11 protein-coding genes are annotated in these 15,935 nt (G+C 44.5%); all 11 read right to left on the reverse strand.

Annotation, left to right across the window (positions count from 1 at the left end; translation table 11 throughout):
- Nucleotides 1–4 precede the first annotated feature (4 nt).
- The 11 genes from ACTOY7_RS17000 to ACTOY7_RS17050 all read right to left on the reverse strand — a co-directional run bounded on the left by ACTOY7_RS17000 (nucleotide 5) and on the right by ACTOY7_RS17050 (nucleotide 15,758).
- The gene (locus ACTOY7_RS17000) at nucleotides 5–610 is read right to left on the reverse strand and encodes a PilZ domain-containing protein (protein ID WP_160283219.1); all 606 of its coding nucleotides are present in this window, start codon (nucleotides 608–610) and stop codon (nucleotides 5–7) included.
- A 332-nt stretch (nucleotides 611–942) separates the two neighbouring features.
- Nucleotides 943–1,875 (reverse strand): sugar phosphate isomerase/epimerase family protein, encoded by a 933-nt coding sequence (locus tag ACTOY7_RS17005; RefSeq protein WP_482671128.1) that lies wholly within the window; start codon nucleotides 1,873–1,875, stop codon nucleotides 943–945.
- Between the two features lie 95 nt (nucleotides 1,876–1,970).
- A complete protein-coding gene (locus ACTOY7_RS17010; protein ID WP_482671129.1) occupies nucleotides 1,971–3,581 on the reverse strand; it encodes a hypothetical protein in 1,611 nt (536 codons plus the stop codon).
- Nucleotides 3,582–3,648: 67 nt separating this feature from the next.
- On the reverse strand, nucleotides 3,649–6,144 hold the full coding sequence (locus tag ACTOY7_RS17015) for an adenylyltransferase/cytidyltransferase family protein (RefSeq protein WP_482671130.1): 2,496 nt from the start codon (nucleotides 6,142–6,144) through the stop codon (nucleotides 3,649–3,651).
- Nucleotides 6,145–6,405: 261 nt separating this feature from the next.
- Nucleotides 6,406–7,614 carry a hypothetical protein gene (locus ACTOY7_RS17020; protein WP_482671131.1) on the reverse strand — a complete coding sequence of 403 codons (1,209 nt, stop codon included), beginning with the start codon at nucleotides 7,612–7,614 and terminating at the stop codon, nucleotides 6,406–6,408.
- A gap of 4 nt (nucleotides 7,615–7,618) precedes the next feature.
- Entirely contained in the window at nucleotides 7,619–8,704 is a 1,086-nt protein-coding gene (locus ACTOY7_RS17025) for a radical SAM protein (RefSeq protein WP_482671132.1), read from the reverse strand.
- Between the two features lie 301 nt (nucleotides 8,705–9,005).
- Entirely contained in the window at nucleotides 9,006–9,785 is a 780-nt protein-coding gene (locus ACTOY7_RS17030) for a PD-(D/E)XK nuclease family transposase (protein WP_482671133.1), read from the reverse strand.
- 265 nt (nucleotides 9,786–10,050) lie between these two features.
- Nucleotides 10,051–11,433, reverse strand: coding sequence for a glycosyltransferase family 2 protein (locus ACTOY7_RS17035; RefSeq protein WP_482672277.1), 1,383 nt, complete (start codon nucleotides 11,431–11,433; stop codon nucleotides 10,051–10,053).
- Nucleotides 11,430–12,755 (reverse strand): glycosyltransferase family 2 protein, encoded by a 1,326-nt coding sequence (locus tag ACTOY7_RS17040; protein ID WP_482672276.1) that lies wholly within the window; start codon nucleotides 12,753–12,755, stop codon nucleotides 11,430–11,432. Before ACTOY7_RS17040 ends, ACTOY7_RS17035 begins: the two co-directional genes overlap by 4 nt.
- A 170-nt stretch (nucleotides 12,756–12,925) precedes the next feature.
- Nucleotides 12,926–14,299, reverse strand: a complete 1,374-nt coding sequence (locus ACTOY7_RS17045; RefSeq protein ID WP_482672275.1) for a glycosyltransferase family 2 protein — start codon at nucleotides 14,297–14,299, stop codon at nucleotides 12,926–12,928.
- A gap of 40 nt (nucleotides 14,300–14,339) precedes the next feature.
- Complete coding sequence (locus ACTOY7_RS17050) at nucleotides 14,340–15,758, reverse strand: glycosyltransferase (protein ID WP_482672498.1); 1,419 nt, start codon at nucleotides 15,756–15,758, stop codon at nucleotides 14,340–14,342.
- Nucleotides 15,759–15,935: the final 177 nt, after the last annotated feature.

A 15,935-nucleotide genomic window follows, 5' to 3' on the forward strand; every position in this document is an offset into this window, starting at 1 on the left:
CGGCCTACCAGATCCTCTTTAACTGCTGCTTGAATACAAACTGGCGGATATCTCTCTCCGCGCTTTTCGTCAGATCAATAAACTGGCAGCCATAGACATGCCGCTTTTTGATCATTTCCTGTTCCCGCAGGATGACTGCCTTGACCTCGTATTCCCTTTTCAGGAAACAGTAGCGGAACTCGATCTCCTCGTCCACAGTCAGCGGCATCTCTGTATAGAGCATAATGCCTCCCACGCTGATATTATGTATGGTCCCCATAAAATGTCCGTGTACGGTAGACGTAAATTCCAGCTCCTTCTCCAGCTTCACCCGCAGATCCTTCTGCCGCTGGATCGTCTCGCGGACCTCCAGGATCTCGCACTGTGCCATCCACGGCTCCAGCACCCATGGATCCGTATTTTTATGGACGACCAGGCTGCTATATGTCTTGATGCAGCCCATCTGGCTGTCAAAAAAGTCAATCTCCAATTTGTCCGTATCGGGACCGAGCTTGCTGTCATCCTCAAAATGAAGCGTGATCCGCTCTTCCACGCTCATGACTCTGGCCTTCACCAGAAGCTCGCCGGACGTATCGTAAACCATACATGTACTGCAGTCCTTTAAAATCATGGTCTGAAAGACCTCCCTTCCTAAAAAATATACGAGTCATAATGATACTAACTGTCCGGCCTTAAATGCTAATAGCATAAGTTCCATTGACTGCGCATCACATTTTCTAAACTTTAGATAATAGAATAACGTATCTAAAAAGTTTTCCATCTGTAAGAAATTGTTGTTAAGTGCTTAAGAAGCCAAAAGGTCTCATATGCCTTTCTCTTAATTTCATTCACGTGTTCGACTTGGTGATAATCTTCTAAACGCTGAATATCGGAAAAAAATAGTAACTCATGTTTACAAGCCTGCAAGAGTCTAATTATCAGTTTACCTGTAAATACATTGAATTACAAGTGTTTTTTAAAATATTCTCCGATTTCTGCGATAAACCGCAGCGCCTGGGGTTTCATTTCTTCGGGAAACGCGCTTAGTACTGGAGCGGTCTCAAAGTTCAGTACCTGGTCAAAATGTATGCGTCTCAATCCATTCAGAAATCCGTTCCAATCCGTGGCGGCTGTATTTTCCCTTGTTTTTGTAAATGTAAATGGAATCTGATGCAGATCCCCCGCGCCATCGTTATCATGAATGTGGAGTACCTTCAAGCGGTGTCCCAGAGCGCACAGGAAGCTTTCAAAATCAATGCCTGTGAGATTGGCGTGCCCTGTGTCAAAACAGAATCCAAGCAGCTCTCCGTGGTGCCTGTCATTAAAGCGGTCGATGCGCTCTGCCGCTTTTTTTGCGTCGCAGCAGGGGCCCTCGACGAGGTGACCGCCGACAGAATTGTAAAGATTTTCTACGCAGATTGTAATCCGCAGTTCCTTTGCCAGCGGGGCCAGTGTGTCGAGAAACCTCTCGGTCTGTTCCCATTCCGCTTCCTCCGAGCCGAGATTGCGTACCAGCTTAAACCCATGCACTACGATATAAGGGCACTGAAAAAAAGCGCAGATGTGCATGCTCTTTCGTGCCACAGTGTCCTGCAGATAGCCATTCAAGCCGCTGCCGCCGTTCGGGACATAGAGCGGGTAGGGCATGTGCATCTGATTCAGGGTAATGCCGGCTGCGGCCGCGCCCTTTTTATGGGGGGAGAAAAAATGCTCCAGCTCCGCGCAGGATTGATCAAAAAATTCATTCAAATCCAATTGATACAGCGATGTATTTAAAAGGTAAGAATTCAGGCTGAAATCTGCGCAGGAAAATCCTGTATCTTTCAGCATTTGAAAACCGGCTGCCGGATCCGAGTCATAAACTACATTTTTTGTCTGTACACCGATAGAAACCATGGTTCTGATACCTCCAAAATTCAACTGTCTGCCGCAGCCATGTCCGGACGGGAAAACAGAGTATATTTTTTGCGGGCCGCGGCATTTTTCTGAAATCAATACATTTCCAGCCTGTCAAAATGAAAGGACGGCATGTACTCGTCATTGAAAAATTCTATATTTTTGATGCCCATTTTCCGAAGCTGTGTTTCGATCTCACGGTAATAAATGTTGCAGATGAAAATGCCGTAGCTGTCGGGAAGCTCCTTTAAGGCTTCCGGCGGCTTGATCTCCAGTCCGCAGATCGTGGTCCCCCAGACGGCCGGATTGTTGTCGCAGGTGAAGAGGGGAGGGTACTGGCTGCCGTAGCATTTCATGTAATTGCGGCACATGTTCCCGGCTCCGAAGAGGACGATGGACTCGTACTTTTTTAAAAGGCTTTCCAGCTCGATCTGCCATTTAAAATACTCTGCCGCGGACTTCGCCAGCGGCAGAAGCTGGGGACGGAGCAGCGGGGAAAACGCGGCTGCGGTATCTGCAAAATCAAGCACAAGGCTGCCGCCAAAATCCATGCTCCTCAAGCCGCGGATCAGGCTGAGCCAGTCTGTCCCGGGCTGACCCTGGAAGGCGGAGGTGAAGGGCAGAAGAGAAGATTCCTGCTGTCTGCCGCAGTCCCGGAGGATGACCGCCTGGAGACGGCGGCCGAGAGCAGCGGCGAATGCCTGCATGTCCTGGCCGCAGAGCGTGCAGATTCCGGTGTCCAGGCAGAAGGCGAAGACAGGGCTGTCTGAGCGGGGCTGCGAGTGATCCTGTGCCAGAGCTTCTGCGCAGGAGGAGTGATCCTGTGCCGGAGCTTCTGCGTGGAAGGAGTGATCCTGTGCCGGAGCTTCTGCGTGGGAGGAGTGACCCTGTGCCGGAGCTTCTGCGTGGGAGGAGTGATCCTGTGCCGGAGCTTCTGCGTGGGAGGAGTGACCCTGTGCTGGAATTTCTGCGTGTAACAGGTTGTCCTGCCTTGCCACCTCCGCATTCAGCATGTCGATCCATGCAGCGGCTTCGGCTCCGTCAGAACAGATTCCGCGGAGCAGGTGTCCGTTGTGGCTGCGGCACTGGTTTTCCAGCAGGAGGGTGACGCGGTATCTGCGGGCAGCTTTGGCAAGACGGAGATAATACGTTCGGTTGATCTGCCACTCCGTGCCCTTTTCTATGCTGGCGAACAGAGGAGAAACGGCCAGATATCGGCAGCCGATTTTTCCGCAGAGCCGGACTGCGGAGTGGGCGATTTGTTCAAGCAGGGGATTCAGATCCCTGCGCTTGCTGTCCCACGGAAGGCGCGGGACGCGCAGGAACTGTACAGAGAGACCCAGGCTGCGGCACTGTTCCAGGAAAGGCCGCAGATTTTTCAGCATAGCTTCCGGGGTGCAGATGGAGGAAACTCTGTCGGAAGCGTCGGAGTATGGATTCGGATTTGCAGTTTTTTTAGCGGCAGTATCGTTACCCGGTGTCCCCTTGTCGGCTTTTGGGCGGCAATCTCCGCATTGGGGGTTATTTCCGCGCGGTACGGGACGGCAGGGCTGCATTGGTTTCCCATAGTTTTCGAGATCGTGCCCGGAACAGTACATGGCGAGATCCAGGGCAATATGCTTTAATCCGGCATGGGACATGTCCGTCAGCCCCTGCGCAGGATGCCGGGAATCCACGATGCCGGTGGGGGAGTAGAAGATGTTCATTGCGGTGCTCCTTCACTTTTTAATATAGGATTGGTTCGGAGAGCCGCGGCCTGCGGAAATCTCCGGTTTATAACAGTTTCTTGTCAATCAGCTCTTTTATTTTGGAAGAGCTTGTACTCTGCGTGTATGGGAAAAATTCCATCTCCGCGCCGTGCTTTTCCAAAAACTCTTTTTCCGACAGCCAGTCCGGATTATCCACATAATCGCTGCCGGAGAACTGGCAGTCAAAATGATGCAGACGCCAGGCGTCGCGTGTACCGCCGAAATTCAGCGGAATTTCCACAACTTCGTCCACATACCGGCAGGAACGGACCATTTCCGCGCGTTCCTCATAGGGGACAAATGGCTCGACTTCTTTGAATTTCCGCACTCCTTCATCCGTCACAACACCGACGATCAGGTAATCACACTGTTCCTTCGCACGCTTGAACATATTCAGATGTCCCACATGGAACAGGTCGAAAACACCCGCGATATAGCCGATGTGGTATTTCTTTTTTACTGCGGAATGATCCGCGGAGCCAGATCCTGCATCGGCATTTTGCGGCACAAGAGGTTTCCGTTTCCGGGGATAATCCTTGCCGGGATCATAAATGCTGTATTCTGTTACACCCATGCCGTCCAGCTGCTTCATGACAGACAGATAATTTTTGATGCAGATCAGGATCTTATATTCTCCGCTTTGCAGCGAACGCAGGATTTCCGGGGACTGGATGGAAATGCCTTCGACTTCCTGCCCCCATTTTTCCCGGCTGTTATCCACGATTGCGTAAACCGGATAATCCTGTCCATACAAGCTGAGGAAACGTTTCGTAAAATTGCCCGAGCCGAAGAGGATCAGCTTGCGGGTATCCGCGTTCCGGAAAATGTCGATGAACAGCTTCTGGTATTTTTCCGCGGAATAGTTCAAACGCTGCCGATTGGAATAGACCGCATCGTAACTGCGGCGGCATGCTTCATGATATTTCCGCAGCGTCTTTTCCTGGCGAAGATCCGCAAGAAAATCCCATTCCATTTTCTGCCATTTCGGCAGCTTCCGCTTCAGATCATAGCGATTCAGAAGGGTTTCCATCGGCATAAGCTTCTGTACTTCCAGATCTCCGGCGTAAAATGTGGCGATCATCCGCCAGATCAGCGCATTTGCCGGATAATGTTCCTCACAAAATTCCTGGTCGTAGAATACGAAGGTATCGTTGATATAAAAGCTGTTCAGCGGCACCATGTCAATGTAACCTTTCCGCAAAACGGCGCCGTTTCCGTCGCCCAGGTCTGGTTCGATGATTTCCGAGGATTGAAGGATCAGGTCCCGAAATTCATCCAATTTCCGCAGGAACATGTCCTGGTCCTCATGCAGAAGCCGCTTTAAGTAGAGCTGGCCGACTTCGGCGGTGAGGTAGGGCATCAGGTAGGAGACCGGGCGGGGCAGTTCCTGCCCGTGGTTCGTTGCTGTGTCCGGAATATTGTATGCGGACAGGGGGTGTCCCAACTTTGCTTCTACGACGGATATGCCATGTGCGGACAGATCACGTCCGTGCTCAATCAAATTTTCCAAACGGAGAATGCCTTCAGTGTGGGCTGCCCGCTTTTCTACGATCCCAGACCGATGTATGATCGTCAGAAGTGCACGCTCCGGCCCACGTTCCATGGAACTTGTGACATGACTGACATCGGAAATACGGCCGCTTAACGGGCATTCGATCAGATAAGCATTTGCCATTTCATGGAACATCCCATTTTCGGCGAGACTGTTGTACAGGCTTTCTTCATCCAAAAATACGGTATCCGGATAATGATAGGTCGGAAAAATCCGGTTGGACAGATCCTCGTTTGGCAGATAGTCCTCCGCGTATAAAAAGGACGGATTTTTCAGATCCGAAAGGACGGAGTAAAACTGAAAAGTCTCGAATCCGGAGCTTTGCAGCATGGAGCGGAGTTCTGCCTGGCTGTAGCAACGCCCATGAAAAGTATCTTCCTTTTTGGCGTAAGCACGCCTATAGCCCTCGATTCCGTCAAAATTCCGCTCCGTATACGGATCCCGGTCTCCGCAGAAATATCGGAGGCCGAAGCGGTTGTTCATCCCCAGAAGGAGCGTGCCGTCGGGCTTGAGCAGGGACTTTAGATAGGAAAGGTACCCGGCGGGGGATTCCAGTTTTTCTAAGGTCTCAATGGCAATGATGTAGTCGAAGCCGGCGGTGTGGGCTTGCTGCCATTGCGGGGTGAGGGTCTGGAGTGGGGATGCGCAGGTGAGGCGGGAGGATGTATCCGCAGGCTGCGCGGTTGCCTGTACGGCAGTCTGTACGTTTGTCTGCGCAACAGTCTGTGCGTTTGCCTGCGCGGCAGTCTGTGTGGCAGTCTGTGCGTTTGTCTGCGCGGCAGTCTGTGTGGCCGTCTGTGCACTTGCCTGTGCGGCAGACATACATGCAGTCTGGCCGGTCAATTCATTTAGCAGGGCAGCGCAGGGGTCATCCTTTTCTCCGAGATAAAGGAAGGTGCTGTTCGGTTTAAAATCGTACCATTTCAGGAGTCCCTGTTGGATTTCTTTTATAAGGTATTCTGATTGCATTGATGTAAACCTCCAAGTTTTTCCAAATGTGCGGTTGCAGTCCGACTGATCATTTGCATGCAGTTTACTGCAATACGAATGCTCTGTCGGATCAGCAACCCATTGATTAATGAGCAAAATGTGGCCGCGTTACGTAGACACAAGAGTGCGTCAGCATGGATTTTGCAAATGGATGAATGGGTTGGATACCCTTTAGAATATCCAACCGCACAGCTGGAAGTTTTTGCGTTAAAAGAAATTTCAATATAAGTTATAAATTTGTCATGAGGTATGGACTGCAAACTTCTCAGGATGGTTTCGATAATATTCCATCATTCTCTTTTTCTGATGCCCGAATGCCAAATGTCCCGCAAGCACATTTTTTAGTTCATAGATTGCCAGATCCTTATTCACATTATCCTGACAGATATAGGCCTCGTCTCTGCCCATTCCGGATTCGTCCGGGATTTCCGGCCATTTTCCCATCATGATCCAGCGCTCACGGGAAAACATGATACATCCGATATTGTAATAGCAATCCAGTATGTTATAACCGTCATTTTCCAAAAATTGTGCAGCCATACGGTCAAACGTGTCCATGGTATCCCACAGAAATTCCGCAGTCTCTACAACGTTAAAAACTGCACTGAACCTGCTTTTGTAGGCCCGGCCAAACCGCTGCTCATAGTCCTCTTTTTTTCCAATCAGCTTTATGTAGGAGGCATAGCCGCAGCAATTCAGAGGTACGACCGGAACAGCGAAACCGATTCTGTATTCGCCTCCCCGTTCGATCCGCTGGTAGCCCTGTATCATCTGCCGGAAAAAATCTTTTCCAATAAAAATGTCCTCATCCATTTTCAGTATATATTTCGCATCAGGGTGCAGCTCAATCACCAGGTTCTGGATGTAACACACCTGATTCATGTCTGTATAAAGGTAGGACCATCCGTTCCGTTCAGCTATTTTCTCCAGTGTCTCATCCGTCTTTCCGGACAGAACAAGACAATAGTCCACGTCCTCATGCTGAAAGGCTTCCAACCGTCCAATCGTGTCTTTCCACAATTCAGGCTCATAGCCGGCCAATACATAACACAAATATTCTTTCCCTTTGCTTCGGTTTGCAAAATGCGAGGGAATCTCATAGCGGTACGGTAAGATTCGTTCCTGCAGATTTCGGAGATTATAGATCTGTGTGACTTTGCAGGCGCTCAACTGCTTCCAGACATCCTCTGCATAATTGATCGAAAGAATGACTGTAAATGAATCCTTCTCCAGCCGTGTCAATGCCGCCGGCGTTTCCACAGGAATCCCCTCATACTCCCGGCAAAAGGTCCGTTTAAAATTGTCCACGATGAAGAGTAATCTGCCGCCGTACCCATGCTGTTTCAGCCATGCGATGACCTCGCGGGTCTGGTTTCCGATCCCCCATAGTACGATAGATTGATTTAACTTCTGCTGTTTTTCCAGTTCTTTCAGACTATCCAAAATCAATTTTTTATTCCTCCACAATCCAGTCTTCCATACATGCGTTTTGCTTTGTCCTCTGCCAGGGGATAAATGCTGCTTTATCCGGACAGTAACGGCACATATCAGCATAACGCTCTAACTTTTCCCTCAGTTCAGCGCCAGACTGTTCCTCATAAATATCGTAAATGTCTTTCGCCGGAATATTGCAGCCATAAGCATTGTTGAAATCGCAGATCAGCAACGGGAGAGGACATTTCGCGATTTTACCGTTTCTCAGAAAATGGCAATGGCTGCTCTGACATAGCCGGACAGTTTTCTCTGGGTCATGGCTGGGTGTAAGTGTCAGACTTTTGCGAAAATCCCGAAGTTCCTCCGCAATCGTTCCATATGGGATATGTTCCTCATCCAGCTTTACAGTCAATTCTCCGATGATTTCCATGGTAGGAGGGTAGGGGCTGATGTCCATAGATGCGTGATATTCCCGCATGACCTCCCAAAATTCGTCTGGCTGCTGCGGGATTAATAGTCCGTTGGTGACAATACGAAGCTCAGCCGCCGGAAAATAGTGCCGTACAATTTTTATACAGCTTCCCAGCTCACGGTTCAGCAACGGCTCTCCCCCCATTAGGCGAACAATAAAAATATTCGAAAATAATTCTGACAGCCTCCGGAAATCCTGATCAAATTCCCGCAGATCCGGATAGTTGGGATGAACAGCGATATTTGAAAAATGCATACATCCACGGCATTTCAGATTGCAGGTATCGGCTACATGCGTTTCCAGATACAGCAGATCAGAGCCATTTTCGGAAACTTTGGCACAATACTCAAATGGAGTGTCTCCGTGCTTTATAATCGGAAGGCTGTATTGCATGGCAAAAACAGGGATCCGGTAAATCCGTTTTGCGCCTGCCGCTTTTAATTGTCTGATCCAACGTTCGGTTTCATGCCAGCTTACGGCCAGGAGGATGTCTGTGTTCGATAGTTGGCTGTGAGAGGAGATATTGGAAATATCCTCAATTACGGAATGAATTGGGCGGGGAGAGTTATGTACCGTCTGCTCTTTTGCATATCGCAGGAGACCGCCGTTTCCGCATATTATCAATTTGTTCATATGTAAATACCTGCTTTCTGTATCTATTAAGAAATATAAATACGTGATTCATGCCGCTTCATCCGGACAGCAACGGCATATATTAGCATAACGCTTGGTTTATGCGTTTGTTGTTGTATGCCCAAGGGCGTCCCGTTATGGCCATTCAACCGTTTTATAAAGGTATACCCAAGGGTAACCCATTATGGCAATTCGGCCGTTTTAAAAGTATAAAAAAATCCTGATATAAATCTGTCGGTGACCGCATTCATGACTTATATCAGGATTTTTTAATTCATTTTTGATTTGCATCGATAAGCCGTCAGGCTTTTGAGGAATATTTTTGGTAATACTGATGCGACATTTCTTCCGTCAGTCCAAACACTTTTTGAAGCTTTGCAAGGATACGGTCCATTGGAAGCTGGTCATCAATGTAATCCAGAAGAACTGAGCGTATTGCGTCATCTCTGGCATCTTCTCGCCCTTCATTATAAATACATTCGCCTAGTCCATCCATGATATTTTCCTCCTTCCACAACTCTTCATTTTCAGAAAAATCAATATAATCAGATATTGTAGCCATGAAATCGCCCCTGTGGGGATACATAATTGCATTTAGAAAACGTAAGAGGTCGTACCCTTCGTCCTCCTTTTTTCCATTATACACCGTATTCCCCAATTTGATAACTACCAAAGTCATCAAATCATAATTTTCTTTTGTCAGAGCATTGATTCCGATATTCTTTGTGTTCGCAACCTCATAGACAGAAATCGTATACCGTTCCCCCTCCGGGATATCATCCCTGCAGATCCAGATGCTGTAGCACTTTTCCAACTGCGAATAGTCTGTTCTTTCTGTAATGAGAGACAACTGAGATGACGGATGCAATACTTCTTTTGTGTCTGTTATGGAATCCTTTTCAATAAAATCCATGACTTCCTTCCGGCTGTATCCTTTGTACTCCGTCACCGTTTCACGCAGAATGACTGCCAGCACTTCCGCACTGCGCAGGATCGTCTTACTCTGTGCGTCAAGCCCTTTCATATCAGCCGTAAGCTGCATGGAGCTGAGCGTACCCATAGTTCCTCTTAATTTGTCCATTCGGTGTCCTCCATTTTTTCGTCCATGGTAAAAATTCGTCAGGAAATAGCTTTTGAATTTGACCTGTGTAGATGTTGAACTATTGCATTTTCATAAGATGTTTTTTAGATGGGCTGAGAATTGCCGTTTATGTCGAGGATGCGATGATCCTAGATCTTATGATGATACAAAAATGGAGGCTTGTCAAGATGGAAATCAGATGAAAGATCTTAATATAAGTTATGAATTTGTCAAGGTGCTGCTATACGTCTGGAGGGCAAGCGTCTTATCCTTCCCCTTTGCTGATCGCCATATTGGTACACTCTATTGGTGATGTCGTCAGACTATATGTCATAATTCGATCCTGACTCACTCCTGACTCCAATAGCTGTTTTTGTATTTCATTTGAATGCCCTGCGTTGGTGATCAGATAAAATGCATCCGGAAAGCGCTTCAATGCATCCTCCGGTGAGAGAATCGTACTTCCCATATATGTGTTCCCCCACTTCCTATCATCATTATCACAAAATGACACTATATTCTGTATTCCATGATTCCGAATCAAGCAGTAGGCACACGCGCCGACATATCCGCTGCCAAAAAGAACAACCTGCTGCTTCTTTGCAATCTCATGCAAAAAATCCCGGATGGCCTGTGCCGCAACCTCTGCCTTTAAATGTACATAGTAATCATAAAAATCCGGATTTTCCACGAACATCCGGATTTCCATCCATGCCTCTCCAGCAACAGAAGCCCGATTCAAAAATCCATGCTCTATAAACTCTTTTAAAATGTTCCGAAATTCCTCCAGGGCTTCCTTCGTTTTTTCTGCCGGCTGCCCCCACATCAGCAATTCTATATAAGGAGCTAATGCAACCACTGCACACTCCTTTGCTAGAAACGTCATCTGTTCCTGGCTTTCTATACCTGTCTTTTTTGCAATTCGGAGCAGATTTTTACACTCTGCAAGATTAAACAATACACATTTGCTGTTATATGTAGAAGAATTTATATTATCTCTGCGGTAACGGTAAAAGGAATCTTCTAAAAAAAATCCCCTTTCCGCGTTTAACACAACCTGATATCGAAAACCACAGTCCTGAAATGCCGCCCCCGGTGTTTCCTGAAACCGAATCCCTTTTTCTAAAAGAAAATTTCTTTTATAGATCCCATTCCAGATAAAAATATCAATTGTCTGTTTTCTCATCAGAAAATCCTGTGGCGTATAGATGGTATCATATGTGATCTTACTATGCTTTTTTAAGGAATATTTCAAAAAAATCCTTTGTCCATCCTCCAACGTTGTAAAGATATTAAAATCTGATTTTACATAATCTGCGTTATTCTTTTTTGCAAACGCATAGAGCTTTTCATACATGTTCGGCAATATAAAATCATCCGTCTCTACAACCCCGATATATTCTCCAAGGGCCTCCTTTAATCCAAGGTTCATTTGGTAACCATAGCTTTTTTTATCAGCTTTTATCAGCCGGACCCGCCTGTCTTTTCTGACGTACTCCTCCAAAATCTCCAGTGTGCCGTCTGTGGACCCTGCGTCAATACACAGAACCTCCATTTCCTCCATTGTCTGGGAAATCACGCTCTCCATGCACTCCCGTATATACCGGACAACATTTAAGGAGGGCATAAGCACTGACACTTTTATCATAAATTTTCCTCTTTTCTGATTTGCCGGATTGTCTCAATAACGGAATCATGGTGAAGCTCCCTGAAAAAAGCATAGCTGTTTTCATAATTCCGAAAATAAATATAATCCTGCTCATTTGCAATCATATTTCCATATATGTCAATGTAAATTTCCGGCAGTATATTTTTTTCAATATCCTTTACATGGCGGCAAAAATGAATGATCTTGTCAAACTGATCTGAATTTATTTTCTCCTGCTCATCTACATCCGTACCGATTACAATCTCTATTTCCAAATCCATTTTCTGCAGTCTGCCGCACAGCCTTACCGCCTGTTCTTTCAACACATCCTGCTGCAGATACAGAAGTACATGCCTGCACCCTGAGAGTTCCTTTTCTACCAGATGATACCCGTCCTTCTGCAGTTCATTTATCCTGCGCCTTCCGGCCTTTCCGCGTTTATCGCGGATAAAATCCTCCAGGATATATTTCTCTGTATCAAATATATCCATGCGCCCCTTATAATAAGAACCGTACATATAAGAAAATGCGTGTGATAATATGTATTCCGTAAATCTTTCCATATCCTCTTCAGGCATATATTTCGCAAAAAAACGATACCGATTGCGGGTCAGGTAGTACCTTGCAAAGGTATTTGACGTTTTCCTTGTCATCCCGCTCTTATGCCATGCCTTTGCATTTCCAAGCGATACCACCTTATAACCGGACTGCTTGATCCGGTATCCCAGTTCTATATCATCATAATAGATAAAATGCGCCTCATCCATTCCGCCGCATTTTAACAGAACCTCCCGCCGCACCATCGCAGCCGTTGCAGCCGCAAAATCACATTCTCTCGGCTCCTGTGTCTCCTCACTGTCCAGTTTCCCGCACCACTTTGATCTGTCAATAAATGCTTCAAAGTCGATCGTCTTTGCATAATCCATGATTCGTCCAGGGTCATCTGACATCATGATCTTCGCTCCGACAATCCCGACACCTGGATTTTCTTCAAGATATCTATGCAGCTTTTTTATGGTATCTCTATCCACATACGCATCATTGTCAAGCATCATGATATAAGGATATCCCTCTTCCACTGCCATCCGCAGTCCCCTGCCAAATCCTCCCGATCCGCCTAGATTTTCTGCATTTTGCAGGATTGTCACTTTTTTCCCAAACTGTCTGCCAATCCGGTCTGCTGACCCGTCTGTGGAGGCGTTATCGACTACATAGATATCACACTTGATATCCTTCGAATGTATCACAGCCTCTATACATTTCACGGTATCTTCGCCGCCATTATAATTGCATATAATCACTGCTGTTTCGTTTTTGTCCATCTCCTGATATCTCCTGTTGAATCCGCAAAAAATCATACGAAAGTTTAAAGGCTATCCCTCACATAGTACTCCTCTTAATGCAAAACCAATCCCAACATCTCTTCCAAAGATAATATATCGCTTACCGCAAAAATTTTATCATAGGCACTTATACAAATGTGAGGTTTGAGTCATAAACATATAGAAATGTTTTTTTTATCGACTCCTAAATCAAGCAATTGTTTATACATCTCCTGACGGCTCTTTTTATTTGCAATGACGTATGTACAACCTGAAAATTTTTGAGTACATTCAGAAGGTGAGTAAACATATATCCCAAATTTTTTTGTATTCCATAAAATCTTATTATTATCACATCCGGCAAGGATACTTATATCATGATCATATAAATATCTGATAGTAAAATTACCATACGTACCAAGACCGAATAATATAACACTCTTATCTCTTATAGAGTTTAAGAATTTTTCTTTTTTTTCCTTTTGCGACAGATCCTCATCCTTTAATCTCAAGCAAAATTCATGTATATTTTCAAAAATAGATTGTAAATGCGGATACAGTTGGTAAAGTTCTATGCTTAGTAGGTTTTTATCTATAGCATAGAGAATCTGGTCTTTAAACCACCTGTAATAAGGTTCTACATGCTCGGATACTGCATTGTATTTTGTTGCCCGCACAGCCTTGATAAGTTCACATAAGAAGGACTGAGCCATATGCGAATAAAATCCGTCTAAGTATATGATTTTTTCTCTTAACCAATCGTTTTCCAGCAGCCTGGAAAATTCCCAATATGCGTATTTTAACCCTTCTACTGAGTTGATAGAGGATTCTTTACGATCTATTCGGTACCTGTAAAACGACTTGTTGATATAAACCGCTTTTTTTGCTTTTGCAAGAACCTGCTGAGTAAATCCTATGTCCTGAAACGCTGCCCCTATTGATTCATTTAACAAAATGCCATGATCTAATAAGAACTGCTTTTTATAAATACCTTTCCAGATATTATGGTCATTTGTATATAAATATAAATTTCTACCTGGATTTAACACCTTTCCATAATTTCCTTTATCATCTTTGAAAAGCATAATATGGTCAAAAAGGCGTTTATTATCGGGATATGTAATAAAGGTGTCGTAGTCTGCTTTTACAAAATCTGCATTATTAGCAACTCCGATAGTATACAATTGCTCATACATATCTGAAGCAACATAATCATCTGTTTCTAATATGGCAATATATTCTCCAACAGCGGCACGTAGTGCAAGATTTATCTGGTATCCATAGCTTTTAATCCCACTTTGAAGGGGCACTATCTTTCCTTTATACACAGTGTTATCCGCATAGGATAATATTTTTTCCCATGTTCCATCCGTAGAGCCAGCATCTACACAGATAATCTCTTTTTCGGCTAGGGTCTGACCTAAGGCAGACTGCATGCATTCATCAATATATTTTGCTACATTTAAAGAGGGCATAATAATAGATACTTTACAGCTTTTTTTCATTATCATTCCAACTTTCTTAATTTCTATCCAGTTATCCACTAAGGGTGCACCCTATTACAGATTCTCTGAACTGTTACTATTAGGGCGGCGAAATTTTCACATTATTGTATTGCTCTATCGTTTCCAATAATGCCGATTCAAGTCTATTACTAAATGTTTCAAGAGTAAAATATTTCTCGTAGGTTTTTCTGGCCTGCTTACCAATCTCCCATAGCTTATCCTTATTGTGGATTACCCATTGCATTTTTTTAGCAAGATCGTAAGGATCCCCGCTTTTACAGATAAAACCATTTTTTCCATCGTCTATGTAATCAATAGTTCCATTTGCGTTGGATGTAATACATACTTTTCCATGCATCATCCCTTCCGTCATAACGATTGGAAGCGGATCCTCCATAGAAGGGCAAACTACAGCATCAATGTCATTATAAGCATTATTTATTTCACTTTGAGTTAATTCGCCCAATATTTGTATAGCCGATTCCTGTGATGCCAACTCTCTTATGTGCATAGAATAAGTATCTGTTCCGATATAACCTATAATCCAAAACTGTACGCTTTTTTTTAACGTATTCTCAAGTAATCTTACTGCCTGGATAAAGATGTCTTGTGCCTTTCGTGGAGTGACAGAACCTATAATTGCAAAGGTCAATTCTTTCCCACTTTTGTAGAAATCATGCTTATACCTGTCTGGAATACCATAGGAAAGTGTATTTTTTATCCGTCCAGGGAAAAAAAAGTTGAAATTATTCTTAGGGATACTGCTTACCGCTAAAATATTAATATTTGATAATGATTCTAACCTAGCGTATTCCGAAAATTGGTATATGATATTCTCATATATTGTTTTAGGTTCGTGAATCCACCATAATACAGGCTTAATCTTGCTGATCTCATAAGCGCACAGAACCATCTGAAATACATTTACCATGACTAAATCAAACTGTTGGATCAAGAAAATCTCTTCTTGATGCAGGTAGGGAAGCGCCGGGATAATCACAATATTTATTTGTTCTCTGGACGCTTCACTGATAAAAGTAGGATCTCCAGCGGATGCTGCTAATACAACATTATACCCCTTTTTTTGTATTGCCATTGCGGCATATACTGCGGCAAGAGACCCTCCATTATAGTTGAGGTCTGTGGAGATAATAAGAATTTTCATACCTCTTTTTTTGACTTTATTATTTCCACAATAAAATTTAAATTTCCCGTGTTCAATTTCACTTTTAAACTGTTCCCAATACCAGATTTTTTTTGCTAAAATACCCAACCTAAGCAATTGCTTTTTCATTTCATTTGCATGGATACTCACAAGGATTATTTTATCATAATCATATTGCTTGATATCGTATGGAGAGATAACAGGAACGCCATTTATATATTTTGAATATAAACTTTTATTGTTATCAATGATTGCAATAATATCAGCATTTGATGCAAGATAGCTCTTTTCTTTTTGATATAATTTTCCGGAGCCAAAAACTAAAATTTTCATTTTAAAGATTCTCCCTCCGTTTTAATGTGCCCGTTATACTAGCAGCAACGTTGGAAAATAGAAACTTTTGCTGCGTTATAACCTGCAAATAATTAGTATACAAAGCGGGGAAATTTTATGCGGTGCTTTTCTGCTTAATTGGAGCATGTATAAAGATATTTTTCACATTCATTTAAC

The sequence above is a fragment of the Schaedlerella sp. genome (assembly GCF_056796775.1).